The 26,693-nt window shown below is 62.7% G+C and carries 23 protein-coding genes; 13 read left to right on the plus strand and 10 right to left on the minus strand.

Annotation, left to right across the window (positions count from 1 at the left end; translation table 11 throughout):
- Nucleotides 1-89 precede the first annotated feature (89 nt).
- The 11 genes from P6U24_RS22440 to P6U24_RS22490 all read left to right on the plus strand — a co-directional run bounded on the left by P6U24_RS22440 (nucleotide 90) and on the right by P6U24_RS22490 (nucleotide 9,998).
- On the plus strand, nucleotides 90-1,025 hold the full coding sequence (locus tag P6U24_RS22440) for a branched-chain amino acid ABC transporter permease (RefSeq protein ID WP_407160551.1): 936 nt from the start codon (nucleotides 90-92) through the stop codon (nucleotides 1,023-1,025).
- Nucleotides 1,022-2,800 (plus strand): ABC transporter permease subunit, encoded by a 1,779-nt coding sequence (locus P6U24_RS22445; RefSeq protein WP_407154677.1) that lies wholly within the window; start codon nucleotides 1,022-1,024, stop codon nucleotides 2,798-2,800. Before P6U24_RS22440 ends, P6U24_RS22445 begins: the two co-directional genes overlap by 4 nt.
- Nucleotides 2,787-3,494: an ABC transporter ATP-binding protein gene (locus tag P6U24_RS22450; protein ID WP_407154678.1), complete on the plus strand. Its 708-nt coding sequence runs from the start codon at nucleotides 2,787-2,789 to the stop codon at nucleotides 3,492-3,494. The genes P6U24_RS22445 and P6U24_RS22450 overlap by 14 nt, the downstream gene beginning before the upstream one ends.
- Nucleotides 3,495-3,531: 37 nt before the next feature.
- On the plus strand, nucleotides 3,532-4,767 hold the full coding sequence (locus P6U24_RS22455) for an ABC transporter substrate-binding protein (RefSeq protein WP_407154679.1): 1,236 nt from the start codon (nucleotides 3,532-3,534) through the stop codon (nucleotides 4,765-4,767).
- A gap of 35 nt (nucleotides 4,768-4,802) precedes the next feature.
- Complete coding sequence (locus P6U24_RS22460; RefSeq protein WP_407154680.1) at nucleotides 4,803-6,038, plus strand: ABC transporter substrate-binding protein; 1,236 nt, start codon at nucleotides 4,803-4,805, stop codon at nucleotides 6,036-6,038.
- A 29-nt stretch (nucleotides 6,039-6,067) separates the two neighbouring features.
- On the plus strand, nucleotides 6,068-6,466 hold the full coding sequence (locus P6U24_RS22465) for a carboxymuconolactone decarboxylase family protein (RefSeq protein WP_407154681.1): 399 nt from the start codon (nucleotides 6,068-6,070) through the stop codon (nucleotides 6,464-6,466).
- Nucleotides 6,463-7,233 (plus strand): SDR family oxidoreductase, encoded by a 771-nt coding sequence (locus tag P6U24_RS22470; protein WP_407154682.1) that lies wholly within the window; start codon nucleotides 6,463-6,465, stop codon nucleotides 7,231-7,233. Before P6U24_RS22465 ends, P6U24_RS22470 begins: the two co-directional genes overlap by 4 nt.
- A 24-nt stretch (nucleotides 7,234-7,257) precedes the next feature.
- Nucleotides 7,258-7,998: an SDR family oxidoreductase gene (locus tag P6U24_RS22475; protein ID WP_407154683.1), complete on the plus strand. Its 741-nt coding sequence runs from the start codon at nucleotides 7,258-7,260 to the stop codon at nucleotides 7,996-7,998.
- An 86-nt stretch (nucleotides 7,999-8,084) separates the two neighbouring features.
- Nucleotides 8,085-8,735 (plus strand): GntR family transcriptional regulator, encoded by a 651-nt coding sequence (locus P6U24_RS22480; RefSeq protein ID WP_407160552.1) that lies wholly within the window; start codon nucleotides 8,085-8,087, stop codon nucleotides 8,733-8,735.
- 164 nt (nucleotides 8,736-8,899) lie between these two features.
- The gene (locus tag P6U24_RS22485) at nucleotides 8,900-9,214 is read left to right on the plus strand and encodes a hypothetical protein (protein WP_407154684.1); all 315 of its coding nucleotides are present in this window, start codon (nucleotides 8,900-8,902) and stop codon (nucleotides 9,212-9,214) included.
- A gap of 580 nt (nucleotides 9,215-9,794) precedes the next feature.
- On the plus strand, nucleotides 9,795-9,998 hold the full coding sequence (locus P6U24_RS22490; protein ID WP_407154685.1) for a hypothetical protein: 204 nt from the start codon (nucleotides 9,795-9,797) through the stop codon (nucleotides 9,996-9,998).
- Nucleotides 9,999-10,167: 169 nt separating this feature from the next.
- Here the strand turns inward: P6U24_RS22490 and P6U24_RS22495 are convergent, their stop codons facing one another.
- The 9 genes from P6U24_RS22495 to P6U24_RS22535 all read right to left on the minus strand — a co-directional run bounded on the left by P6U24_RS22495 (nucleotide 10,168) and on the right by P6U24_RS22535 (nucleotide 20,285).
- Nucleotides 10,168-10,812 (minus strand): ThuA domain-containing protein, encoded by a 645-nt coding sequence (locus P6U24_RS22495; RefSeq protein ID WP_407154686.1) that lies wholly within the window; start codon nucleotides 10,810-10,812, stop codon nucleotides 10,168-10,170.
- Nucleotides 10,813-10,823: 11 nt separating this feature from the next.
- A complete protein-coding gene (locus tag P6U24_RS22500; protein ID WP_407154687.1) occupies nucleotides 10,824-11,921 on the minus strand; it encodes a Gfo/Idh/MocA family protein in 1,098 nt (365 codons plus the stop codon).
- A gap of 22 nt (nucleotides 11,922-11,943) precedes the next feature.
- Complete coding sequence (locus P6U24_RS22505; RefSeq protein ID WP_407154688.1) at nucleotides 11,944-12,792, minus strand: carbohydrate ABC transporter permease; 849 nt, start codon at nucleotides 12,790-12,792, stop codon at nucleotides 11,944-11,946.
- On the minus strand, nucleotides 12,785-13,726 hold the full coding sequence (locus P6U24_RS22510) for a carbohydrate ABC transporter permease (protein WP_407154689.1): 942 nt from the start codon (nucleotides 13,724-13,726) through the stop codon (nucleotides 12,785-12,787). Before P6U24_RS22510 ends, P6U24_RS22505 begins: the two co-directional genes overlap by 8 nt.
- 2 nt (nucleotides 13,727-13,728) lie before the next feature.
- The gene (locus P6U24_RS22515; RefSeq protein WP_407154690.1) at nucleotides 13,729-15,018 is read right to left on the minus strand and encodes an extracellular solute-binding protein; all 1,290 of its coding nucleotides are present in this window, start codon (nucleotides 15,016-15,018) and stop codon (nucleotides 13,729-13,731) included.
- Between the two features lie 321 nt (nucleotides 15,019-15,339).
- Complete coding sequence (locus P6U24_RS22520) at nucleotides 15,340-16,320, minus strand: ABC transporter permease (protein WP_407154691.1); 981 nt, start codon at nucleotides 16,318-16,320, stop codon at nucleotides 15,340-15,342.
- The gene (locus tag P6U24_RS22525; RefSeq protein WP_407154692.1) at nucleotides 16,317-17,297 is read right to left on the minus strand and encodes an ABC transporter permease; all 981 of its coding nucleotides are present in this window, start codon (nucleotides 17,295-17,297) and stop codon (nucleotides 16,317-16,319) included. Before P6U24_RS22525 ends, P6U24_RS22520 begins: the two co-directional genes overlap by 4 nt.
- A complete protein-coding gene (locus P6U24_RS22530; RefSeq protein WP_407154693.1) occupies nucleotides 17,294-18,835 on the minus strand; it encodes a sugar ABC transporter ATP-binding protein in 1,542 nt (513 codons plus the stop codon). Before P6U24_RS22530 ends, P6U24_RS22525 begins: the two co-directional genes overlap by 4 nt.
- Before the next feature lie 310 nt (nucleotides 18,836-19,145).
- Nucleotides 19,146-20,285 carry a sugar ABC transporter substrate-binding protein gene (locus P6U24_RS22535; RefSeq protein ID WP_407154694.1) on the minus strand — a complete coding sequence of 380 codons (1,140 nt, stop codon included), beginning with the start codon at nucleotides 20,283-20,285 and terminating at the stop codon, nucleotides 19,146-19,148.
- A gap of 225 nt (nucleotides 20,286-20,510) precedes the next feature.
- Between P6U24_RS22535 and P6U24_RS22540 the strand changes: the two genes are divergently transcribed.
- Nucleotides 20,511-21,536 carry a LacI family DNA-binding transcriptional regulator gene (locus P6U24_RS22540; protein ID WP_407154695.1) on the plus strand — a complete coding sequence of 342 codons (1,026 nt, stop codon included), beginning with the start codon at nucleotides 20,511-20,513 and terminating at the stop codon, nucleotides 21,534-21,536.
- Here P6U24_RS22540 and P6U24_RS22545 read toward each other — a convergent pair.
- Complete coding sequence (locus tag P6U24_RS22545; protein WP_407154696.1) at nucleotides 21,533-22,489, minus strand: IS481 family transposase; 957 nt, start codon at nucleotides 22,487-22,489, stop codon at nucleotides 21,533-21,535. The genes P6U24_RS22540 and P6U24_RS22545 overlap by 4 nt on opposite strands.
- 1,494 nt (nucleotides 22,490-23,983) lie before the next feature.
- Here P6U24_RS22545 and P6U24_RS22550 point away from each other — a divergent pair.
- The gene (locus tag P6U24_RS22550) at nucleotides 23,984-26,650 is read left to right on the plus strand and encodes a PAS domain S-box protein (RefSeq protein WP_407154697.1); all 2,667 of its coding nucleotides are present in this window, start codon (nucleotides 23,984-23,986) and stop codon (nucleotides 26,648-26,650) included.
- The last annotated feature ends 43 nt before the right edge of the window (nucleotides 26,651-26,693 follow it).

Below are 26,693 nucleotides of genomic sequence, written 5' to 3' on the forward strand. Positions count from 1 at the left end.
GACATGCTCGACCGGGATGCCAGCCTGACGCGACCATCAGCGAAAGATCGCCCGAAAGCCGGCATGAGCGCGTCATGGAGACGCCGCTGATGGAGGGATTTCTGCAAGCCCTCGCGGCCGGCCTTTTGATCGGTGCCGTCTATGGCCTGATGTGCGTCGGTCTCGGCCTGATCTTCGGTGTCATGCGGGTCATCAACTTCGCCCATGGCGATTTCATGATGCTCGGCATGTATGTCGCGTTCTATCTCTTCACCGCAGCGGGCGTCCAGGCGCTCTTCGGAAATACGGTGGGGCCGTTCGTTGCGATCCTGCTGGCCGGGCCTGCGCTCGCCGTCTTCGGCTATCTCGTTCATCTCGCCCTGATCTCCCACGTGTCGGGCACGCGCACCGCCTCGCTCGAAGGCGAAGGCCACTACGCGCAGCTCATCCTCACGCTCGGCATCGCGCTGATCCTCCAGAACGGCGGCCTCATCATTTTCGGATCGGTGCTGGCCTCGATCCGCACGCCATTGTCGAGCTCGGCCTGGGAGGTCGGTCCCTTCTTCGACATGAGCATCTTCCTCAACAAGGCGCGCAGCATCGATGCGATCGTGTCGCTGGCGATCATGGCGCTGCTCTCGCTCCTGATCACGCGGACGCGGATCGGCAAGTCGCTGCGCGCCGCCGCGGACAATCCGACCGCCGCGACCTATATGGGCATCGACGTCGATCGCGCGCACCGCACCGCCTTCGCGCTGGGCTGCGGCATCACGGCGATTGCCGGCGGTCTGCTCGCCACCAACTATCCGTTCCATCCTTTCGTCGGCCTCGAATATGTCATCGTCATGTACGCCGGCGTCGTGCTCGGCGGCATGGGCAGCATCATCGGCGCCTTCTGGGGCGGCATGACGATCGGCCTCGTGCAGCAGATGTCGACGCTGATCCTGCCGACGCAACTGCAAAACGCAGCGATCTTCGTCGTCTTCCTGCTCATCATCTTCTTCCGCCCGCAAGGCTTCTTCGGGCGCATGGTCGAGAGGACATGACCATGCTCTCCATGCGCTCGCTGCTGCCTCCCCTGCTCTTTACGCTCGCCTATGCAGTGGTATCGCTCAGCGTCACCAACTCCTATTACCAGCTCATCCTGACGCTGGTGCCGGTCTGGGCGGTGTTCGGCCTGTCCTGGAACCTGCTCAGCGGCTACACCGGGCTGATCTCGTTCGGCCACGCGGCCTTCTTCGGCATTGGCGCCTATACGACCGCGCTTGGCCAGATCTATTTCGATCTCTCGCCCTGGCTCCTGATCCCGCTCGCAGCGATGCTCGGCGGCATTGCCGGGCTGCTGATCGGGTTTCCGACCTTCCGCCTGCAGGGCCACTACTTCGCCCTGGCGATGCTCGCCTATCCGCTCGCCATTCTCTACGTCTTCGAGTGGCTCGGCTTTCAGGAAGTAACGCTGCCGATCAAGCGCGACGCGCCGATCGCCTATATGCAGTTCTCCGATCCGCATCTCTACACCCTGCTTGCGCTGGTGATCATGCTCGTCATCATCGTGCTGACGCTCGTCATCGAGCGCTCCCGATTCGGCATGGCGCTGCTTGCGATCAAGCAGAACGAAGCCGCGGCCGAAGCCGCCGGCATCGACACGCTGGCCTGGAAGCTGCGCGCGATCACGCTGAGCGGTACGATCGCTGCCGCCATCGGCGCGTTCTACGCGCAGGTGCTGCTGGTCGTGACGCCACAATCCGTGTTCGGCATGCTGGTGTCGGCGCAGGCGCTGACGGTCGCGATGTTCGGCGGCGTCGGCACGGTGTGGGGGCCGGTCATCGGCGCGGTGATCCTGATCCCGCTCGCCGAGATCCTGCACGCCGAAGCCGGCGCGCGCTTCCCCGGCATTCAGGGCGTGATCTTCGGCTTCGCCATCGTCTGCGTCATTCTCGTCGCGCCGGAGGGACTGTTCTGGAAACTGCGGGATCTCCTGCGCAAGCGCGCGTCCAAACTGGACCTCGCCGCCGATGTCCCCGGAGCCGCCACTATCAGCGTCCCGCCGCTGAAGCCCACATCACGGCGGCGCGCCGCGACCGGCGAGGTCGTGCTCGAGGTCCGCAATCTCTCGCGCTCGTTCGGCGGCCTCAAGGCTGTGCAGGATGTCAGTTTCACGCTCCACCAGAACGAGATCCTTGGCATTATCGGGCCGAACGGCGCCGGCAAGACCACGCTATTCAATCTCCTCAACGGCTTCCTGAAACCGAGCCAGGGCGAGGTCCTGATCGACGGCCGCGACATGTCCGGCGAGCGGCCGCACACGATCTGCAAGGCAGGTGTCGGCCGCACCTTCCAGGTCATGCGGCCGTTCCTGCGCATGTCGATCCTCGACAACGTCGTGGTCGGCGCCTATGTGCGCGCGCGGTCCGACGAGGAGGCGCGCAAGCTGGCAACCGATGCGGTCGCCCGCGTCGGACTCTCCGCCATGGCCGATCGTGTTGCCGGCGAACTCTCGACCAAGGAGTTGCGGCTGATGGAGCTTGCCCGCGCACTCGCCGGGCAACCTCGCGTCCTGCTCCTCGACGAGACGCTCGCCGGCCTCGGCCATGGCGAGGCGGACGAGGTCGTCGCCGTGATCCAGCAGCTCGCGCGCGATGGCATGACCATAGCCATCATCGAGCACACCATGCAGGCGATGGTCCGGCTCGTCGACAGCTTCCTCGTGCTCGACCACGGCGCCGTCATCACCGAAGGCGATCCAGAGGTGGTGACCCACGACAGCCGTGTGATCGAGGCCTATCTCGGCAAGAAGTGGGTGGCCCATGCTCCGCATTGAGGGATTGAGCGCGGGCTATTCGGCGAGGCCCGTTCTGAACGACGTGTCGATCAATGTCGAAGCAGGCCAGTTCGTGGCGATCGTCGGCCCCAACGGTGCCGGCAAGACCACCCTGTTCAAGACGATCTCCGGCATCGTGAAACCGAGCGGCGGGAGAATTTCGTTCGAAGGCGCCGATCTCCTCGCTGTGCCCCCGCCGCTGCGCGCCCATCTCGGCATCGCCCACGTCCCCGAGGGCCGCCAGGTGTTTCCGTCACTGACCGTGATGGAGAACTTGGAAATGGGCGCGATGACCGCGAGCGGCCGGCGCGACTGGCAAGCCAATATCGAACGCATCTTCGCGTGGCTGCCAGTGTTGAAGGAACGCCGCAATCAGTTCGCCGGCACGATGTCCGGCGGCCAACAGCAGATGCTCGCGATCGGTCGCGGGCTCGCCTCCTCGCCAAAGCTGCTGATGCTGGACGAGCCTTCGATGGGGCTCGCGCCGTCGACCGCGGACTTCATCTTCGAGCGGCTGATCGAGATCCGCCGTCAGTCCGGGCTGGCCATGCTGCTGGTCGAGCAGCGCGTCGCAGAGGCGTTGGAAACGGCCGACCACGGCTATGTCCTCGAGGCCGGACGTGTCGTGCTCGACGGCAATAATGAGACGCTGCGCGCCGACGACCGCGTGCGCAAGGCCTATCTCGGCATGTGACAGACAAAGAGAACAAAAAGCGCAGGGAGAAAACAAGATGAAGAAGCCATCCAGGGGATTGACGCGCCGCACGGTGTTGTCGGGCGCCGCAGCCGTCGGCCTGTCGCGGATGGCACGCGCGCAGGCGCCGGCGGAGATCAAGGTCGGGCTGATCGTACCGCTATCGGGCATCTATACCCGGCCAGGTCAGGTGATGAGGATGGGTGCCGAGCTGGGCATCGATCACATCAACGCGCAAGGCGGTATCAAATCGCTCGGAGGCGCCAAGCTGAAGCTGGTCGTGATCGATTGCGGCGACACCACCGAGAAGGCCAAGAATGCCGCGCAGCGCATGGTGGCGCAGGAGCCTGATCTCGTGGCGGCCACCGGCGCATATCTCTCCTCGTTCACGCTTGCGGTGACCGAGGTCACCGAGCGTGCCGAGCTGCCGATGCTGACGCTGTCCTACTCGGACCTGCTGACCGATCGCGGCTTCAAGTACATCTTCCAGACCGCCGCAACCGCAAGCCGCCAGTCCGAGCTCGGCCTGCCAACGCTGATGAAGCTAGCCGAGAACGCGTCAGGCAAGAAGCCGAAGACCGTCGCGATGCTGATGGACAACACGGCGACGTCCGTCGCCACTGCCAAGGCGCTGAAGGAGAAGCTGTTCGCGCAGGAAGGCCTGCAGCTCGTCGTCGAGGAAGTGTGGACCCCGCCGCTGTCAGACGCCACGCCACTGATCCAGAAGGTTCGCTCCGCAAAGCCTGATCTCTTGCTGTTCATGCCGAATGCGGTGTCGGACGCCAAGCTTGGGCTGGAGAAGATCAGCGAGTTCGGCCTCGGCCAGGGCAAGATCCCGACCGTCTCCTTCAGCATCACCATCGCCGAACCGGACATGCTCCAGAGCGTAAGCCCCGAAACCGTGCAGGGAATCATGACCATCGTCGCCAATTGGGGCTCGAAGGGGCATGAGGACCTCATCGCCGAGCTGAAGGCCAAATACAAGGAGCCATGGATGACGCAGAACGTCATCTCGACCTATGGCGACATGTGGCTGATGAAGGAAGCGCTGGAGAAGGCCGGCAAGGCCGACCGCAACGCCGTCGCACAGGCCTTCCGCACCATGGATGCCGGGCCGGCCAGATACTATCCCGGCGGCGAGCTCAAATTCGACGAGAAGGGCCGCCGCGTCGGCGCCGGCGTCGTCATTGTGCAATGGCAATCGGGCGTGCCTGTCACCGTTTATCCGCCCGAACTCGCGCAGGCGCAGCCGTTCTGGCCCAAAAAATCCTGAAGCGTCGCGCGATTTTTTCAGGGAGGAGAATTGTCATGACTATAAAGAACCGAACAACGGTCACCCGGCGAACGCTGCTTGCCGGCGCGTCCAGTACGCTGATCGCATCCCGCGCCTTCGCGCAGCAGCCGTCGGAGGTCAAGGTCGGCCTGCTGGTGCCGATCTCCGGGCTCTATGCTCGCCCGGGAACTGTCATGCGCGAGGGCGCCGAAATGGCGATCGATCACATCAACGCGCAAGGCGGCATCAAGGCGCTCGGCGGCGCGAAAATGAAGCTGATCGTGCTCGATTCCGGCGACACGACCGAAAAGGCCAAGAACGCCGCGCAGCGCATGGTCGCGCAGGAGAGCGATCTGGTCGCCGCAAGCGCCGCCTACCTGTCCTCGTTCACGCTCGCGGTGACCGAAGTGACCGAGCGCGCCAACCTGCCCGTCCTCACCCTCTCCTACTCCGACCTGATCACGGATCGCGGCTTCAAATACGTGTTCCAGACCTCGGCAACGGCAGGCTCCCAGGCCCGTCAGGCGCTGCCGCAAATCGTCAAGCTGGCGGAGACGGCGTCCGGCAAGCGGCCGAAAACGGTCGCGATCCTCACCGACAACACAGCGGCGTCAATCGCCTCTGCAAAATCGATGCGCGAAGGTCTGCTGGCGGAAAACCAGCTGCAGCTGATCGTCGACGAAACCTTCACGCCGCCGCTCGCGGATGCGACATCGCTGGTGCAGAAGATCCGCTCGGCGAAGCCCGATCTGCTGTTCTTCCTGCCGACGGTGATCTCGGACGCAAAGCTGCTGCTGGAGAAGATGAACGAGTTCGGCCTCGGCCAGGGCAAGATCCCGACCATCTCGTTCGGCATCGCCATTGCCGAGCCGGACATGCTGCAGACCGTGAGTCCCGAATTGCTCCAGGGCGTGCTGACCTGCGTCGCGAGCTGGGGCGCCAAGGGCCATGAGGCGCTGATCGCTGAATTGAAGAGCCGCTACAAGGAGCCGTGGATGACGCAGAACGCGATCTCCACCTATGGCGACATGTGGGTGATCAAGGATGCGCTGGAGAAAGCCGGCAAGGCCGACCGCGTCGCTGTCGGCGAGGCGCTGCGCAGCATGGATGCCGGCCCTTCGAAATACTATCCGCTCGGCGAGATCAAGTTCGACGAGAAAGGCCGGCGCGTCGGCGCCGGCATGACCATCGTGCAGTGGCAGTCCGGCGTGCCGGTGACCGTATTCCCGCCCGAGCTCGCACTCGCACAGCCGTTCTGGCCGAAAAGCTGATGCCGTCCGAGACAGAAACGGAGAGCAAGATGGACAAGGCGACCTACGACCGCGGTCTCGAAATCCGCAAGAGCGTGCTCGGCAGCGAGTTCGTCGATAAGGCGATCGCATCGGCCGACGACTTCAATCGCCCGATGCAGGACCTGACGACGGAGTATTGCTGGGGTTATGTCTGGGGCCGCGAGGGACTGACGCGCAAGACCCGTAGCTTCCTCAATCTCGCGATGCTCTGTGCGCTCAATCGGCCGCATGAGCTGAAAACCCATATTCGGGGCGCGCTCGCCAACGGCGCAACGCGCGAGGAGATCCGCGAGGTCTTCATGCAGGTTGCTATCTATTGCGGCGTGCCTGCCGGTGTCGACGCGTTCCGGAACGCGAAGGACGTTTTCGCAGAACTCGATAAAAACAGCGAAGCGACGCCGCGATGAAGGGCAAATGGGCGCTCGTGACCGGTGCGACCGCGGGGCTGGGACTGGCCATCGCGGAAGGCCTGGCCGGTGCGGGCGCCAATATCATCCTTCATGATCTCGACGCGCCGAAGCAGGCTGCCGACGTGCTGCGCGCACACTTCAACGTCGAGGTCATCGCGGCCGGCGCCGATCTCTCACAACGTGACGCCATCGAAGCCATGATGGCGGATCTGCTCGCCCGCAGCGGGGCTATCGATATCCTGGTCAACAATGCCGTGGTCCGGCATTTCGCCGCGGTCGAACAGTTTCCGCCGGAGTGCTGGGACCAGGCGCTGGCCGTCAACCTCTCGGCGCCATTCCACCTGATCCGCCTGGCGCTGCCGGCCATGAAGCAGCGCGGCTGGGGCCGGATCATCAACATGGGCTCGATCTACGCGACCCGCGCGGTCGAGGACCGGATCGACTACGTCACCACCAAAACGGCGATCGCCGGCATGACCCGCGCCGTGGCCCTCGAGACGGCACGCAGCGGCATCACCTGCAACACGCTCTGCCCTGGCACGCTGCCGACACCGGCCATCCTGACCAAGATCGCAGCGATGGCGGCGGACAGCGGACGTCCTGTCGAGGACGCCACCCGCCAATATCTCGGCGAGCGCCAGCCCACGCAGCGCTTCATCGCCATGAAGGCCGTCGCCGCCATGGTTGTCTTCCTTTGTGGCGCAGACGCAAACGATATCACCGGGGCCACCCTGCCGATCGACGGAGGCTGGTCCGCCGCATGAGACGCTTGGAATAGGAGTGTTGCGATGACTGAACAATCGGGCCAGACCGTCGTCCTGACCGGTGCCGCCGGCGGCATGGGCCGTGCCATCACCAGCGCGCTGCTCGAGAGCGGTCGCCGCGTCGTGCTGGTCGACCGCGACGCCAAGGCGCTCCAGGAGCTGGCGGCCACCGCCGGCAGCTCCGTAGTTCCAATCGAGCTCGACGTCAGCGACGCACAGGCCGTCGATCGCCTGCCGGATGCGATTCCAGAGCATTTCAAGCCGGTCGACGTGCTCATCAATAACGCCGGGCACGATATCGGCGGACGGACGCGTTTCGATCTCGGCTCCGCGGACGACTGGACCAACATCATTCAGACCAACTTGATCGGGCTGATGCGCATCACGCGCGCCCTTCTTCCCGATATGATCCGGCGCAACGTCGGCCATATCGTCAACATCAGCTCGATCAATGCGGTGCGCATCGTCCCCGACATGGCTGCCTACAGCACCAGCAAAGCCGGCGTGCACATGTTCACCCAGACGCTCCGGGGCGAGTTGGCGGACACCGCGATCCGGGTCACCGAACTGCAGCCCGGCCTGACCCGGACCAATATCATCCTGACCCGCTATCGCGGCGACCGGCAGAAGGAAAAGGACTATTTCGACCAGTTCAAGATGGCGCTCGATCCGGCCGACATCGCCCGGTCGATCGTCTTCGCGCTCGACCAGCCGGCCCATGTTCAAATTGCCGAAATGATGATTCTGCCTGTAAACCGCTATTGAATCAGCCTAGCCAGAGCCCGGACATGGAAAGACGTAGCGAATTGCACTCGACGCTCCGCATCGAGGACGTGCCAACCGTCCGGGCGATGGTTGCACAAAAGCTGCGCGCGGCGATCATGTCCGGAACGCTCAAGCCGGGCCAGCGCCTGGTCGAGCGCGAGCTCTGCGAGATGATGGGCGTCAGCCGCCCTTCGATCCGTGAAGCGCTACGGCTCCTGGAGGCCGATGGGCTGGTCAAAACGGTTCGTCACCGGGGTCCGGTGGTCAGCACCATCAGCCTGGAAGAAGCCCGGCAGCTCTACGCGGCACGCGCGGTTCTGGAAGGCTTCGCCGGCCGCGAATGTGCCAGGCTCCATGATCCGGAGGTGGCCCGGCGAATTGGCGAGGCATTGACTCGGCTGAAGGCGGCCGCCGCCAAGCAAGATCTGGTCGGGTGCCTGGAGGCGAAAACCGAGTTCTACGCCGCTCTGATCGGCGGCTGCCGCAACGCCTTCATCGAGCGCATGCTCAAGCCTCTGCACGACCGGATCCAGCTGCTGCGGATCACGTCGATGTCCCAGCCGAAACGGATCAACAAGAGCCTGCGTGAGGTGACCGCGATCTGGAAGGCTATCCAGAGCGGCGATGCCGACCTCGCCGAGCGCTGCTGCGTCGATCATATCAACGCAGCCGCGGTAGCCGCGCTCGACATGATCGAACGATCAGCGGCCAGGGAGACGGCGGGTTCGGACGAATAGACGCGGCTCTAAAGCTGGATCGCCTCGTCAGTCTATCATGGCGGAGATGTCGGCGACTCCGAACGCGCCCGCTCGACAACGGCATCGCTCCTGCAGCTCCGTGCAGCAAGTCAGATAGACCTCAGGTCAGATCGCCCCAAGCATCGACTGCGTGAGCGAAAAAGATGCAGATACTGAACACGGAAATGATAGGGGCAACCAGCTCGAACATCATAAATCCTCTGCAACAAACGACTCAAAAAGTAAGCACGCACCTAGAAGCCTTCTGCTTCATGCTGTTTTCATGGCGCGATCGAAATCATTTCGTGCTGTTGCTTTATGGCCACGACTCTGTCCGTATGTCTGTGTACCGGGAGGCGACCATGTCGAAAGCTTCTCTTCGGACTAATGGATTACCGTCGGCACTGGCCTTGATGATCATTGGCGCCATAGCGCTAGGCTTTCCGCTATCACTGCTGATCATCTGGGTTTGCTCCTGAAGACGTCAGGGATCCGCCGCCGGACGCTCGCCAAGCATGCGAAAGATCTGGGCGCGATCATCAGGACCGTTTGCGAGCGCCTCAGCGAGGGCCCAATGACCGGACCGGCCGATGCAGGCGGGTCAGCCCGGGCCAAGCGTTCCGCATTTCGGTACCCCGTTAACCTATGATAGTTCTTGCGAACTGGAATTAACGATTCCCCGAAAATCGACTTTTCATTACTGTCGCGTAACGCTAGCTTGGCCGCACCGGGGCAGGCGCGCGGATTAGTTCAGCATCTATTTTGAGCCCGGAAGGCCGCCGAATATATTCTCGGTGGCCTTTTTCATTCGATGCTCGCTCGCTCGGCGCGTTTGATCGTACTCGGATTGATTAATGGTTGTTGTCCGCTGCACGGCGCCACAAAAAGATCACTTTGTTTTTTCGTTCCGTACGGGTGTTATGCTTGCTCTCGGGCAGACGTCTCTTATTAGTTGGCGCATTCTTCAAGCGAGCATTGGAGGCGTGGCTGTCCTGTCGCGTCTCCCGCTGCTGCTAAGCGAATTAAAAAAGCAATAATGGTAATCAAGGGGGGACCGACATGGCTGTCGTCGAAACCGCGCTTTGGCAAGCTCACCGAAACAATATCAATCGATATGAGCGGCTTCTAGAAACCTACCTGACGGATATGGAGCGCAATTTTGTCGAGTTGCGCCTGTGGGAGGAGCGAACCGCGCTGCGCCTGCTGAGCCCCGGGTATGATGTAAGGACCAGTTCAGGCCAGAACAGCCAGGCGATGCGGTAAATTCAGCGTCGCGCGCGTCAATTCGGGCAGTTCCTGACGTGCTGGCGGGCCTGTTGGTTTCAGCGTTCTTGGGCCCCGTTCGCAACGGACTCCTATGACGCCGGCCGGTGCCATAACCGGCCAACGTCCTCGAACGTAGCGCGGAGCGGCGGCCGGGTTCGCCCCGCCGTCATTCGCGCGCTGCCCACAGCATGCCGCGGGTCATCAGCGTTCGAATCTCCGGTACATCGAGCTCGTAGGCGCGGTGACCGAGCGAGCTATAGAACACCCTGCCCGCGCCATATCGCTTCTTCCAGACCACCGGCATCACCACGCCCTCGATCCAGGGGGCGTGCTCGCCAGCGAAGGTGGTCGTCGCCAACACCTCGTTGGCGGGGTCGACATGCATGTAATATTGCTCGGAGCGATGCTCGAAATCCTTCAAGCCCTTCATGATGGGATCATCCGGCTTCGTCACGTCGACCTTGTAGTCGATGATATTTCCGGGATGCGCGACCCATTGCCCGCCGCACAGGAACTGGTAGTCCACGGACTCGCGGAACGCATCGCACATGCCGCCGTGATGGCCGGCAAGGCCGACACCACTGCGCACGGCCGCGCACAGATTGAGTGCCTCACTCTTCTCGATCTTCGACATGGTATAGATCGGGATGATCAGTGACAGGTCGTGAATAGCGGGGTCGGCGAACGCCGCTGTGGTGGTCTCGACCCGCACCTCGAAGCCCTCCGCCTTCAGCCAGCCGCGGATCATCGATGCACAGAGATCGGGATCGTGTCCTGGCCAGCCGCCCCATACGATCATTGCCTTGCGCATGGTTTTCGTCCTTAGTCGATCTGTCCAGCTTCACGTCCGACAGGCAGCATCGCCGGCCGCTCGACGCGGCTCTCGATCTTGACGCGCCGCCCTGCGTCGGCGGAGGTCTGGAACGCCTCCATCACCTCCAGCACGTGAAAGGCAAGTGCGCCGCTGGCGCGGTGCGGCCGGTTGTTCAGGATCGCGGCAGCCATGTCGGCGACGCCGATCGAACGGAACTCGCCGTCGGCGTGTCCGTGCGTCGGCAGCACGGCTTCCCATTCACCACCGGTCTTCGCCACCTCCACCTCGCCGCCAAATCGGTTGGGGTCCGGCACCGACATGCTGCCCTTGTCGCCGTAGATCTCGATCTGGTTATGTCGATGTTTCGGCACGTCGAAGCTCATGGTGATCGAGACGACCGCCCCGTTCTCGAACTCGAGCGTGCCGGCAACATGGGTCGACACCTCGACCGGGATCAGCGCTCCGCTCATCGGCTGGCTGGTCACCAGTCGCTCGGATTTGGGGCGCGCGCTCGAGCCCATCACACTCGCAACCGGGCCGAGCAACTGAACGAGATCGGTGATGTAATACGGCCCCATATCGAGCATCGGCCCGCCGCCGCGCAGATAATAGAAACCCGGTGCAGGATGCCAGCGCTCATGTCCGGGGCAGCCGAAGAAAGCGCTACCAGCGACCGGCCTGCCGATGACGCCGTCATCGATCAGCTTGCGTGCGGTCTGGTGTCCACCGCCGAGAAACGTATCGGGGGCGCAGCCAACGCGCAGATTTTTCTGCGCGGCGAGTTCCATCACACTGCGCGCTTCGGCGACATTGATACCGAGCGGCTTCTCCGAATAGACGTGCTTTCCGGCATTCAGCACGGCGAGGCTGACATCGGTGTGTGCGAGCGGCACCGTCAGATTGACGACGATCTCTATGTCGTCACGTCTGAGCAGTTGGTCGACCCGCATCGCCGGCAGCGCGAAGGTGGCGCCCTGCCGCTCTGCGACCTCGCTGCGCATGTCGGCGAGCGCCTTGATCTCCATGACCGGAAAGCGCTGGGCCGCCTTCAGATAAGCGGTGCTGATCGTGCCGCAGCCAATGATGCCGATGCCTACTTTTCCCATCCTGGTCTCCGTGACGGTCCGTTCATCCCTTGACCGCGCCCGCGGTGAGGCCGGCAACGATATGCTTCTGCGCCAAAAGGAAGAGAATGATCGTGGGCAGGATGGTCAGCGTGATAAAGGCCAGGATCAGGTGCCACTCAGACGAATATTCGCCCTGATAGATCATGATGCCGAGCGGCCAGGGATAGAGCGCATCGGTGTTGAGCATCACAAGCGGCAGCAGGTAGGCGTTCCAGCTGTTGACGAAGGTAATGGTGCCGACCGTCGCCAGGATCGGCCGCGACAACGGCAGCGTCACGTAGCGGAAGAACTTGACATAGCTGCAGCCATCCACGAGCGCCGCCTCGAGCAGTTCATAGGGGATGTCCTTGAAGAAACGCCGTAGCAGCAGCACGCTCATCGCCAGGCCGAAAGCCACCTGCGGCAGCGCAACGCCAAAATAGGTATCGAGCAGCCCGAGATCGCGCACCTTGATGAACAGCGGCAACACCGCGGTCGCTGCTGGAAACAGCAGGCCGAGCGTCAGGTAGTTCAGCAGCATCGAGCTGCCAAAGAATTTGATATGGGCGAACGTGAATGCCGCCATCGCGGCGACGATCAGGGTCATCACGACCGTGAGTGTAGAGATGATCAGCGAGTTGCGCATGAGCTGCCAGTAGCGCGCGGAGAACAGGATGTCGGCATAGTTCTGCCACTCCCAGTGACGCGGCAGGCCGAATGGATTGACGCGCAATTCGCCGAGCGATTTGAAGCCGCCGAGCAAGGTCGCGAGCAGCGGCACCAGCACCATGACCGCGATCAAGGCGAGGAACGCCGCCTTGAACAGCACGGCGGGATCGAACGGCGCGCGGGTGGTGCTCGCGCTACTCATCACGCATGAACCATCGCTTGTAGGTGAAGGCGAAGGTCACGCAGATCACGAACAGGATGACGCCAATGGCGCTGCCATAGCCGACCCGCATGCGCGAAATGCCGTTGTTGTAGAGGAAACTCACCATCGTGTTCGAGGAATCGGCCGGTCCTCCGCGCGTCAGCGGCATCACCAGATCGAACAGCTGCAGCGAGCCGATGATGGCAAAGAATACCGACAGGCGGATCGTCGGATAGAGCAAGGGAATGACGACATGGCGGAGGGTTTGCGTCCGCGTCGCCCCGTCGATCCGGGCCGCCTCGATCAGGCTCTTGTCGAGACTCTGGAGCGCCGCAATGAACAGCATCATGTGGAAGCCGAAGTATTTCCAGACGATCACGATCAGCACGGCCAACATCGATGTGTCGGTCGAGGCCAAGAGATGCGGCGGCTCGGCGCCGAAAGCGCGCCAGATCGAGGCGACAAGGCCGTAGTCACCGTCGTAGACGAAGCTGAAGATCAACCCGGTTGCGATCTCCGCCAGGATATACGGCATGAAAAACAGCATTCGTAGCGCCACCGCCCCGCGGAAGCGTTCGGCGAGCATCAGGGCCAGCGTCAGCGCAAGCGGCAGCTGGATCGCGAGCGAGACCGCGATGATTAGCCCGTTGTTGCGCAGCGCGAGCCAGAAGGCACGCGTCTGCAGCACGAAGCGGTAATTGTCGAAGCCGATCCAGTTGGTCGGCCGGCCGAACCCGTTCCAGTTGAAAGCCGAGTACCAGGCGGCCTCGCCGATCGGCAGCACCACGAACAGCGTGAACAACAGCAGTGCCGGCGGCAGGAACAGGATCAAGACGGTGAACCGACCGTCCCAGCTCGGACCGTGAACCGCATGCGAGGCGAGCGACGCCTCCGCAACGCCCATCACCGGCGAGCTCGCCATCCGCCATGCCACTGTCAGTTGCCCTGCTTCCGCGCTGCTTCGATCGCGTCGGCGGCGTCTTGCGGGCTCATGCTGCCACCGGCGATCTCCGCCGTGACGTCGTTGACGACCCGCCCGACGGAGGGGCCCAGGCTCTGGTCATAGAAGTTCTGGTGGTAGTTCGATTTCGCCAGATTGCTCGCGATCAGCTTCATGAAGGAGTTGTTGAGACCGGCCTCCGCGCCCTTCACCACCGGGATGATGAAATTACGCGCCGCAAGGCGCGTCTGCACGTCCTTCGAAATGAAATACTTTAGGAAATCGACCGCCTCTTTTGGCGAGCCCTTGGTGATCAGCCAGCCGGTGATGCCGCCGAGCGTGTCCGTTGGCGCACCCTTGCCGCCGGCCACGCCAGGGAAATCGAACCAGCAGATCTTGTCTTCGCTCAATCCGACCTTGTCGGCGGCGAGCGCACGCTGCAGATGATATACCGAGCTGATCGCAAGCGTCATCGCTGCCTTGCCGTCGCCGAAATAGCCGACCGCCTGCGGATTCTTGAAGCCGAGAAAACCGTTCTGGAACGGCTGGAGATCAACGAGCTGCTTGAACAGTTCGCCGGACTTGCGGAAGGTCTCGCCAGCGAAGCCGCCATTCTCCCCGCGCAATGCAGCGTCGAATGCCGGCTTGCCGCCAATGCGGACCGCGAGATGCGTCCAATAGAAGTGCAGCGGCCACTTGTCTGCGCCGCCAACCACGATCGGAGTGACCCCGGCGGCTTTCAGCGTCTTTACGGCGCTCAGCAGATCGTCCCAGCTCTTGATTGCGGCCGGATCGACCTTCCCCTTCGCCATCAGCTCCCTGTTGCAGAGAAAGCCGACCTGCGACAGCGAGATCGGCAGGCCATAAACGCGCCCGTTGTCGGTAAAGGCGGCGAGCGCTGCCGGCGTGAGACTGTCGCCGTAACCTTTCACCTGATCGGTGATATCCTCGAGCACGCCGGCTTCGATCTGTGTCTTCAGGACACCGCCGGCCCAGCTATAGATGATGTTCGGCCGATCCTTGGACTGCAGAATGGTCGGCAGCTTGGCCTTGTAAGCCTCGTTCTCGAGGAACTGCATCTCTAGCTTGACGCCCGGATGCGATGCCTCGTAGTCGCGCGCGACCTCCTCCCAAATCTTCACCTGCGCGGGATTCTGCTCGATGTGCAGCCATTTCACAGTCGTGTCGGCGATGGCGACATTAGCTGCAACGAAATTGGCCGCAACGAAATTGGCTGCAAGCAGGCATGTGGCCGCGGCGAGTCCCAGCTTTCCCAGCGGTCTCATCACACTCCTCCCAACCGGCTTCTGTTCGTTTGCTGCGATCCTGCCCTCAAATTTTGAGGTACGCAACTAAAATCCCTATCCATACACCTCAAGCGGGAGTAGTTGACGTGCGCGGAAGTTGCGAGGCGCGTTGCCGTGCGAGCAAGCAACAGGAAAGCTGACCATAATCGCCGTTTGTTCCGGCCTCGCCGGCAGGCACGTTCTTCTCAGCGGCGATATGTCGAAATTGGCGTTGCGATGTGCGCGGTTTGCAAAGAGGAACTCGAAGATCGCGTTCTTCGGGCTGCGTGAACGACGCTTCGACCGCACGCGGCTTGTTCGCTACGCCTTCTGGCGGCCGTAGATCAGGAGCATCAGGATGATGACGGCGCCATAGATCAGCTGACGGCCGGCCTCGCTGATCTGCATCACCGACAGGATCGACTGCAGCAGCGTGATCAGCACGGCGCCGGCGACCGTGCCGAGATAGCTGCCGCGGCCGCCAAGGATGTGCGTCCCGCCGAGCACGACCGCCGCGATGGACGGCAGCAGGTAGGCATCACCCATCGACTGCGCCGCCTTGGACGCATAGCCGGCGAGCAGCACGCCGCCGAAGGCGGAGAGCCCGCCGGACAATGCGAACGCCAGCATCGTGACGCGCCGCGTGTCGATGCCGGAGAGATAGGCGGCTCCCTCGCGATTGCCGATGGCATAGATGGCGCGACCGAACGTGGTGCGCGACAGTATCCAGATCGCTGCTCCTCCGATCGCGGCCCAGACCAGCACCGCGTTGGGAAGGCCGGGCACGACACTCCCGGTGGCGAGATAGCGCATGGCCTTGGAGGCGGCATCCTGCGGAGCGAAGCCCCCGGTGTACGCGACCATCAGGCCCTGGGCGACCGCGTTGGTTGCGAGCGTGATGATCATCGAGGGAATGCGTAAGTAAGCGACACCGACGCCGTTCACGAGGCCGATGACTACGCCGCAAACAATGCCGCAGGGAATCGCGATGATGGCGCCGATCGTGCCATGGCCTGCTGCTGCGCAGGCCATCATCGCGCCCGTCGTCACCACCCACGGCACCGACAGATCGATCTGACCGAGCAGGATCACCAGCATCATGCCGGTGGCGATCACGCCGAGGAAGCTCGCGACCTTCAGCTGCTGGAGCAGATAATCCGGCGAGAGAAAGCTGCGCGAATAAAGGCTGCCCAGCAGCAGCAGGAGCACGATGCAGCCAAAGGACGCCGCCACGGCCGGGTCGAGCCGGCGTAGCATGGCGATTCCGCGGGGGGCCGATCGGGGGGCGGTCGCCTCGCTCATCCGAACCACTCCAGCCGGTTGCGCACGCGAACGAGGCCAAACGCGCCGATCGAGACTGCCAGCATCAGCACGAGGCCCTGGAACAGCGGCTGCCACAGCGGATCGAGGTCGAACACGAACAGGAGATCGCCGATGGTGCGGAACGCGAGCGCGCCGAAGATCGCTCCGATTGCGCTGCCACTTCCCCCCATCAGCGACACGCCGCCGAGCACCACGGCCGCAATCGAGAACAACGTGTAGGCATTGCCGCTCGCATAGGCTGCCTCGCCCGTATACGAAAAGAAGGTCAGGAACAGGCCGCCGATCGCGGACAAGAGGCCCGCCAGCGTGTAGGCGGTGAACTTGGCGGCGCGGATCGGCGCGCCGGACATGAAGGCTGCGATCTCGGAGGAGCCGGTCGCGAACGCGGCGCGGCCGAGGACCGAGCGGCTGTAGGGCACCCAGATCACCAGCGCCACCACCGCCAGCGTCACCAGACTGGTCGGCAGCACGCCGAACAACCGCCCGGTCAAGGCATCCGCCAATGTCTCGTTGACAGACCCTCCGGGATTGGGCCGCAGAAACAGCGCGATGCCGTAATACATCGCGCCGGTGGCGATGGTGGTCACGATCGGTTGCAGACGCCCGAAGATCACGACCGCGCCGTTGACCATGCCGCAGAGGAGCCCCGTGCCGAGCACGCCGATCACTCCTAACGCCGTTTCAGTGGCAGAGCCGACTACGATCCAGGACGCCAGGCAATTCGTCAATGTCAGGATCATGCCGACGGACAGATCGATGCCGGCGGTGATCACCACGATCGCCTGGGCCATCGCGACGAAGGCCAGCAGCGTCGCCTTGTTGGCCGCGGTCTGCACCATGTTGACGCTGAATCCGGCCGGATGGTTGGTCGAATAGATCAGGAACATCGCGACGAAGATGCCGATCGCCAGCAACGTGCCGCGTTGTTCGGAGAACCGGTACCGCCACTCGCTCATGGCACGCTCGATCCCGATGGCTCGCTGTCCTTCACGTTGAGAGCACTGCTGACCAGCGCGCGCTCGGTGATTTCAGTGCCCGCGAGCTCGCGCTTGATCGCACCATCATACATGACCAGCACACGATCGCAGCAGCCGATCAGCTCGTCATAGTCGGTCGAATAGAGCAGGATGGCGGCGCCCTCGTCGGCGAGCCGGCGCAGCAGCCGATAGATCTCCTGCTTCGTGCCGACATCGATCCCGCGCGTCGGATCGTTGAGCAGGATGATACGCGGCTTGTTCATCAGCCATTTGGCGATGACGACCTTCTGCTGATTGCCGCCGGACAGCGCGCTCACTGCAAGATCCGCCGATGCGGTCTTGATCTCGATGAGGCGGATCATCTCGTCGATCAAAGCGGACTGCCGCCGCCGATCGATGACGCCGAACCGCGCAAAACGGTCGAAGGCAGCCACCGACAGGTTGTCCCGCACCGACATCGGCAGCATCAGCCCCTCCGTCTTGCGGTCCTCCGGGATCAGGGCAAGCCCGATGCGTTCGGACTTGGCGGCAACGGGGCTTTCGATCTCCACTTTATCGCCGTCGACAAGGATATCGCCGCGGCAGCCGCGCAGCACCCCGAACAGCGCCAGCAGAAGTTCGCGCTGGCCCTGGCCATCGAGCCCGCCAAGGCCGATGATCTCTCCCGCATGCAGCGAAAAGGAAATGTCCTTCAGCCGATCGTTCCAGCTGAGACTCCGGCATTGCAGCGCCGGCGGCCTGCCGTCGGCCTTTCGCCCGGGTTTGGCGGGAAAGACGTGCTTGTATTCGCGGCCGATCATCAGCTCGATCACTTCCGCATCCGTCTTGCTGCCGGCTGCAAAGGTCGAGATCCTGCGTCCATTGCGAAACACGGTGCACTCGTCCGCGAGCTCGGCGATCTCGTGCATGCGATGAGAGATATAGAGCAGCGCGAGGCCCTCGCGTCGCAGGCGCTTCAGCACCCCAAACACTTTCGTGACGTCGGATGCTGTCAGCGCCGATGTTGCCTCGTCGAGGATCAGGATCTTCGGCTGCCGCGACAGCGCCTTGGCGATCTCGACCATCTGCCGGCGCGAGAGTGGCAGATCCTTCACCAGCGCACGCGGGTGGATGTCGCCGGCGCCGGCACGCTCGAGCGCCTCCTCGGCCAGTCTGCGCTGGGCTCGCCGATCGATCATGCCGAACCGCGTCGGCGGGCGGGAGATCATGATGTTATCGGCGACCGACAGGTCGGGGATCAGCGACAATTCCTGAAAAATGCAGACGACGCCGGCATCGGTCGCCGCTGCCGGGCGCGCGAATGCGACTTCGCGCCCCTCGAGCGTCATGCGCCCCTCGTCCGGCGCGACCACGCCGACCATGAGCTTGATCAGAGTCGACTTCCCTGCCCCGTTCTCGCCAAGGATGGCGTGGATCCGGCCCGGATGAACGTCCAGGTCCGCTCGGTCGAGCGCAACGACTCCGCCATAGCGCTTGGAAAGACCCTTGGCGCGGAACAGCGGCTCGGCCGCAATCATGCGGAATCCCTCAACGGTTCGGAGACAGGGACGTGCTAACCGCGAAGGGCCTCACGAACCAACGTTGGCGCCGGACGACACGTCCGGCTCGCTGCCGTAAGGCAGTCGCATATAAGCACATTAGCTTGTGCCCATCTCTCTCCGCGTCGTCATGGCCGGGTTTGTCCCGGCCACCCACGTCTTTGGAGAACCTGCAAAGACAGGCTTGGATGCCCGAGTCTCCGCCGCGCCTAAGCGGCTTCGGCCGCGCCGGCGAGGCATGCCCGGGCATGACGCGTAACTGATTGGCCGACTCCCTCGTAGTCACGCCCTACTGGTTTTCCTTGGACTGACCCATGATTTCCTGCGCCGTGAAGTTGATGCCGCAGGTCGGGAAGGAGTTGCCGACGAAGAAATTGTCGGACTGGGCGGGGAAGTAGTCCTGATCCTTCTTGAAGTTGGGATCCTCGACGACGGCGAGCGGCAGCTTGACCGACTGCGGCACCACCTTGCCCTCCAGTGCCGCAAGCGCCACCTTGATCGCCACCGCGACCTGCGCGGGACCGGTGCCGGCCGAGGAGCACTTCAGCCCTTCCGACGCCTTGTCGGCGCAGAACTTGCGAAAGCCGTTTTCGGTTTCACCGCCGAACGGCACCATCTTGTGCTTGGCATCAAGCATGGCTTGCACGATTCCGGTGTCGCCGCCCTGACCGGAGACCGCATCGAAGGGGCCGTTGGTCGCAATGGCATCGGCCGTGGCTTTCTGGGCAACGCCATCGTCCCATTTGCCGACCACTTCGGTGACCTGCCACTTCTTGCCCGATCCGTCGAGAACGGCATGGAAGCCGTTGTGCCGGTCAGTATCGACCGAAGTTCCGGCCACGCCACGCACTTCGAGCACCTTGCCGCCGCCGGGTACGTTCTTGACCAGCCACCGCGCCCAGAGTTCTCCGAGCCCCTTCTGATCGACGTTCACGTTGATGGCATCTTCCGTCGCCAGAATGTTGTCGAAGGCAACAAGGACCACGCCGGCCTGTTTGGCGCGCTTGATCACGGGACCAAAAGCGGTCGGGTTCTGCGCGTTGACGACAATCGCGTCATAACCGGAGTCGATGAAATTGTTGATCGCCGAGATCTGAGCCGGCACATCTTCCCCGGTCGATACGACCTTGAATTCCTTCAGCTTGGCCTTGACCTCCGGTTGCGCCGCATAGGCTTTGGCGGTCTGGATCATCTGGATGCGCCAGGTGTTGGCGATGTAACCGTTCGCCAATGCGATGCGGTAGGGACCCTTCTTGGCCGGGAATTTGAAGAACTTGGTATCGGCAGTCCACGGCACCATGCATTCAGGCTCGGCTGCCGGTCCCTTGACGACCTCGGGTTCGGCCAGCGCCTTGCTGGCGAAGGCCGACAGCAGCACGAGCGATGCGCAGGCTCCAAGGCATCGCGCCTTCATCGACTTGGACGACATTGGTGACCTCCCCTGTTGTTGTGGCGCCAATGCCTGACGCCAGTGCGAGACGCCTCACTTGTTTTGCGGAGGCTTTCCGAGCGTAGCTCGCCATCTCGACACCTTAAGGGTTACTGGCCTATGATAGCGCTGTCAATCAGCGGTTGCTCGGCTTCTGCCGCGCGACACACGTCACGGCGGCGGGTGAGGCCCAGCCAAGGCCTGTCAGCAGAGATACCGGAGATCATGCTTCAGAAGCGTCGCACAACGTTGGAGGACGTCGCGCGGCTTGCCAATGTCAGCGCAATCACGGTTTCGCGGGCGCTGCGGCGGCCCGACATGGTTTCGCCGGCGCTACGCAAGCGGATCGATGCAGCGGTCGAGAGGCTGGCTTATGTACCGAATTTCGCAGCGAGCCGGCTCGCCTCCGCGCGCACGCATTCGATCGGCGTGGTGGTGTCATCCCTCTCCAACGGCATCTTCGCCGACTACCTGCAAGCGATCTATGACAGTCTGCTGCCGCTCGGCTTTCGGCCGGTGGTCGTGAGCAGCCGCTACTCGGCACAGGAGGAAGAGGCAGCGATCAAAGCGCTGCTGGGTCAGAATATCGAGGCGCTGATCCTGGTCGGGGTGAACCAGACCCGCCCCGCGCGGCGCGTGCTGGAACGCTCGCGCATCCCGGTGGTGCAGACGTTCGAGCTGGCCGATGATCCCATCGATCTCAACGTCGGTCTGTCGCAGCATGGCGGCGGCTACGCCGCGACGCGCCACCTGCTCGACCTTGGACATCGACGGATCGCCTATCTTTCCGGGCAGCGCGACGATCGCGCACGCGCGCGGCTCGAGGGCTATTGTGCCGCCCTCGCGGAGGCGGGACTGGACTGCTCCTCGCTGGTCGCATCAAGGCCGGCGCAGGCGACGATCTCGCTGGGACGGAAGCTGACCGAGGACCTGCTCGCGGCTGAACCGCCGGATGCGATTTTCTGCTGTGACGACAATATCGCGCTCGGGGCCCTGTTCGCTTGCCAGCACGCGGGACTGGACGTTCCTCGCCGTATCTCGCTTATCGGCTTCAACGACCTGGAATTCGCAAGCGCGTCCAATCCGCCGCTGTCGACCGTGCTGACGCCCCGCGCCGACATGGGACGCGTTGCATCCGAACTGGTGCTTCAGGTGATTGCCACCGGAAAACGACCCGGGACTCGGCAGATTGACCTCGGCTTCGAGATCGTGGCGCGCGGCAGCACCGGGCCTCGTACTGTTCCGTCCTAGATGTGGAGCCTCAAGAGGTTGTCCTCGGTTAGACCGAGTCTGCTGATAGGCGTTTGAGACTTTATACCACCGTGAGGCCGATGCCAGTTGTACTGGTGCAGCCAGATCGGCAGCTCTTCGGCGCGCCGATCTGATGTGGGATAGGCCTTGGCGTAAGCCCATTCCCGGAGCGCGGTCTGGATAAAGCGCTCGGCCTTACCGTTTGTCTTGGGCGTGTAGGGTTTGGTGCGGACGTGCCTGATGCGCAGGTCCTTGCAGGCATCGCGGAAGGCAAATGCCTTGTAGCAACTCCCGTTGTCGGTCATGACGCGCGTGACGGTGACGCCGAGGCTCTTGTAATAGGCGACCGCCGCCTTGAGGAAGCGAACGGCGCTGTTAGCCGTCTCGTCCAGCTTGATCTCGGAGAAGGCGACGCGGGAATGATCGTCGATGCAGACATGGACGAACTCCCAGCCGACGCCGCGGCTGTTGCTCTGGCCGGTGCGATCGCCGGTGATGTGGTGGCCGACATGCTCGAAACGCCCGAGCTTTTTGATGTCGATGTGAAGCATCTCGCCTGGGTTCTCGCGCTCATAGCGGCGTTCCGGCTCGGCCGGCTCCAGATCGCGGATCCGGTTCAATCCCAATTGGCGAAGAATGCGGCTCACAGTAGCCGGTGACACCCCAACCTCAGCGGCGATTTGCTTACTGGTGTGGCGCTGCCGGCGCAACGTCTCGACGACCGTGCACGTGGCAGGCGGGGTTTGGCTTGGCGATGAATGAGGTCTGGAGGAGCGATCCTGCAACCCAGCCGCACCTTCTGCGCGGAACCGCTTGACCCATTTGGCGACCGTTTTGGGCGTCGTATTGAACTGGTAGGCTGCGTCGGCTTGGCTTAGTCCGCCTTCCACGACGCTGCGAACCATCGCCTCTCGACCTTTAGGCGTCAAAGGCGCATTCTTATGGATGTTCATCTGGTCTCTCCTTGGAACACTGAAGCTTCGCAACCTCAGCTTCCTCGGTTCAGGCCAGATGGACAACCTCCTGAAAGACCACACCTAGAGCGGAGCTCACAGCCGGCCAGATTCTTTGACTCTACTTTGGCTCTCGCTTCATCCAGACTTCAGGTTCTCCGCCGCCGCTCGCCGCCTGCAATTCTGCCGCCATCACTTCACTCATCCGTAGCGCTGCCCTCGCCATCTCCATCGAATAGCAGCTGGATGCGGCGGCAAACGAGGCCATCATTTCGAAGGGAGTGGTGGCGAGCCATGAGATCGACAGGCTTGTCGACTCGCCGCGGAGGTAGCAATCGTGATCGCAGTACGCGCGCTGCGTCGATACGGCTTTCAGATAGCCTGATCCGAGCGTCTTCGAGCACGCCGCACAGCTCGACCTGTTCAGCGGTGTCCTATGATTGACCAATACGAACTTCATGGGGAAGGCCGATCGTTTTCGAGATGACTGAGCCTTACACGACCTCTTCACGAGGCCCTCGCCTGGTCTTCCGGAAGCGTCGACGATTTGGCGGACCGGAGCGCGTAGCATTCGGCGCCGCAATAACAAAGCCCCGTCCGGATGTCCCGCAGATAGCCGCCCTCGCCGATCGGAACGGCGCAAAGCACACAGTGACTTTTCCGGAACGGCGTTCTGCCATTGACCAGCACGAACTTCATGTGGCGCCTCCCAAGGAGAAGCACTGGACCGCATCTGACGGGCCCGAGACACCGGGCAGCGGTGTGCAAAAATGACGCCGGGTCCCGAATAGGGCGAAAACTCGAACCTTCAACATGCCGATTCCTTGTGCGGAAATGTCGCGCGCCAGGACATCATTGCGTGATCTCTTCCGCCTTCAGGCGGCTTGAAATCGCCACAGCCAGCGGCTGTCGCTCTCCCGACGGGCTTTGAAGTGCTCGACGCATTTCGTTGAACAAAGCGCAGTGCGGCAGCGATAATAACGAATGAGACCAAACTTTCCGTCGCAAAGAGCACACCGTGCAACTTGACCGCGCCGATTCTGCCGATTGTCCTGGTTGAGCATGTCCGTCTCCTCTGGGTCTTGCGCGGCTCGTCGTTGGCATCGAACATTGCATGCAGGTGAAGTCCGGCTTCGGGATCGAAATAATTTGCCAAGCAGTCGCAGGCCTGACAGGTAATTTGGTGCCGGCCCCTTCGCACTGCGATCGCGTGACCAGCCCCTTTGGGACAATATCCGCCGCCGCAATCGGCTGTTCCCGTCTGGCCCAAACTCTAGGACTGTCGATGGGACGGCTCAATTGTACGGAGGTAATAGGGCGATATTGAAAGGGTTCATCGAGCTATACTCGGGTATGTAGGCGTCGCGGACGTGCGGCAGTAAGAGCGCCGTGATGGTCCAGGGCGTATGCCCAGCGACGTAAGTCACATCAGAACGAACTACCGCCTTTCTTGCAAAATGCTTTAATCTGTCCGCCGATACAGGCGGTTTGCGAATGACGCCAAACCCGACCAGGAACTTTGCAGGTTCAGCCGCGCAGTTCGTCCTCGGCGGCATTGCGCTGGCACTGACAAGCCTGGTTTGCTTTGTGCTTCGCGCCGACCTCGCGACGACCGCCTTTGCCGATCTCGTCGTGATTTTGTTGTTTTCGGTGGTCGGCAGCTTCGCCGCCGCGATCTTGCTTTGCCTCTTGGCGGTCACCAGCCTGGTTTTTTTCTTTGCTCCTCCCGCCCTGAGCTTCGCGATCGAGGATGCACAGCACCTCGTCCTCGTGGCCGCCTTCTGCGCGACAGGGATGATCGTCGCGTGGCTGATGGGAAATGCTCGCCAGGAGAAGGACGCAGCGCTCGAGGCCGAGGCAAGGCTCAAGCGCAGCCAGGTCGAATTGCGCAACAGCGAAAGGGAATGGCGGGAGGTCTTCGAGCACAACCCGGTCATGTATTTCATGGTCGATGCCGATGGAACCGTGCTGAACGTGAACAGCTTCGGCGCCGCACAGCTCGGCTATACCGTTGCGGAGCTGGTGGGAGAGTCCGTGCTCAATGTCTTTCTCGACGAAGACCGCCCGTTCGTGCGCAGATGTGTGGCAGTCTGTCTGGAAACAGTCGGCCAATCGCACACCTGGGAGATCCAGAAGATCCGGAAAGACGGCTCGCTGTTGTGGGTGCGCGAGAACGCCAAGGCAATGCGGCGCGCCGACGACAAGCTCATCGTTCTGGTCGCCTGCGAGGACGTCACCGAGCGCAAGCGAACCGAAGATGCGCTGCAGCAGAGTGAGGCCTATCTTGCCCATGCGCAGGCATTGAGCCACACGGGCAGCTTCGGCTGGCAAGTCGCCACCGGAGAGATCACCTGGACGGCGGAGACGTTTCGCATTTTCGGATGCGATCCCGACACCAAGCCGACCGTTCAATTGGTCATCAAACGTACGCATCCGGAAGATCGCGACGCCGTGCAAAGGACCGTCGATCAGGCGGCCCGTAATCAGCAGGATTTCGAGCATGAATACCGGCTTCTGTTGCCGGATGGGTCGGTGAAGCATGTCCACGCCCTGGCACGCGCGACGATCAATGCAGCAGGCCACCTCGAGTTCGTCGGGGCAGTTACGGACGTCACCGCCGCAAAGCAGGCGGAGCAGCGGCTGCGCCGCAGCGAGGGCTATCTGGAAGAGGCCCAGCATTTGAGCCACACCGCCAGCTGGTCCTGGGACGTGCGCCGTCGCGACTTCGTCTATCGCTCCGCCGAGGTCTATCGCCTGTTCGGCTTCGACCCGCAACAGGGAGCATCGGCGGAAGAAATCCAGTCGCGTATTCCGGAAGAAGACCTGCAGGCGCTTGGCGAGGTGGTCCGGCAGGCTGTGCGAGCCAAGCAGGGACACTTCGAGTTTGATTTTCGGATCGTGCTGCCTGACGGCGCGATAAGGCGCGTCCATTCAGTGGCGCACCCGGTGGTCGATAGCGACGGCCTGGTCAACGAGATCATCGGTACGCATATGGATGTGACCGATCAACATGCAGCGAAGGAGAGGCTGGAACAGGCCATTCTGGCGCTGCGCGAGAGCGAGCAGCGCTTCCGCGATTATGCTGAGACGGCCTCCGACTGGCTGTGGGAGACCGGACCGGACCACCGGTTCACGCATTTGTCCGAGCACACCGACGCGGCCGCGTCTCTGGCAACGGGCATGCTGCGCTGGGAACTTGCGTCCGACTTCGAATCCGAACCCGAGAAATGGCGGCAGCATCGTGCGACGCTCGAAGCGCACCTGCCTTTCCGTGATCTGGTGTATCGCAGTGAAAACCGGATGGGATCTTCGATCTACGTCCGCACCAGCGGTAAGCCGGTCTTCGATGCAAACGGGGCTTTTCTCGGCTATCGCGGCGTCAGCACCGATATCACCGCGAGCATCCGCGCCGACCAGGCCGAACGGGAGCTGCGCAAGGCGCAAGCCGAGCTCGCCCATGTGACGCGCGTGACGACGCTCGGCGAACTCACGGCCTCCATCGCGCATGAGATCAACCAGCCGCTCGCCGCCGTGATCGCGAATGCGGAGGCGTGCCTGAGCTGGCTCGACCGCAATCCTCCCAATCTCGATGCCGCACGCCGCTCGGTGGAATGGATCATCGAAGACGGCAATCGGGCAAGCGAGGTGATCCGGCGCGTCCGCGCGCTAGCAAAAAAGACCGACATCGAGAAGACGCCGCTCGACATCAACGATGTTGCACGCGACGTCATGGCGCTCGTGCAGCGTGAGCTTTCTACTCATGAGGTGTCGTTGAAGCTGAAGCTCGCGCCCGACGTGCCCGGGATCTTCGGTGATCGGGTCCAGCTCCAGCAGGTGATCATCAATTTGGTGATCAACGCCGTTGAAGCCATGGAAGCCGTTGCCGATCGGCCGCGCATACTGACGGTGCAGACAGGCCGGCACGACACGGACCGGGTGTTTCTGGCCGTCGCCGACAGCGGCGTCGGAATCCCTGACGCGGATGCCGAACGCATGTTCGCACCGTTCTTCACCACCAAATCCAGCGGCATGGGCATGGGCCTCTCCATCTGCCGTTCGATTCTGGAAGCTCACGAGGGACGGCTATCGGTGTTCAATGCCGAGGGGGGCGGCGCGACTTTCCAATTTGTCCTGCCCGTGCACGAAGGGGACAAGGCGTGAGTGAGCGACAGAAACCCCCGCCTGAGCCTGCGGGCGGCAAGGG

Source organism: Bradyrhizobium sp. STM 3557 (assembly GCF_045571465.1).
Classification (GTDB): Bacteria; Pseudomonadota; Alphaproteobacteria; order Rhizobiales; family Xanthobacteraceae; genus Bradyrhizobium.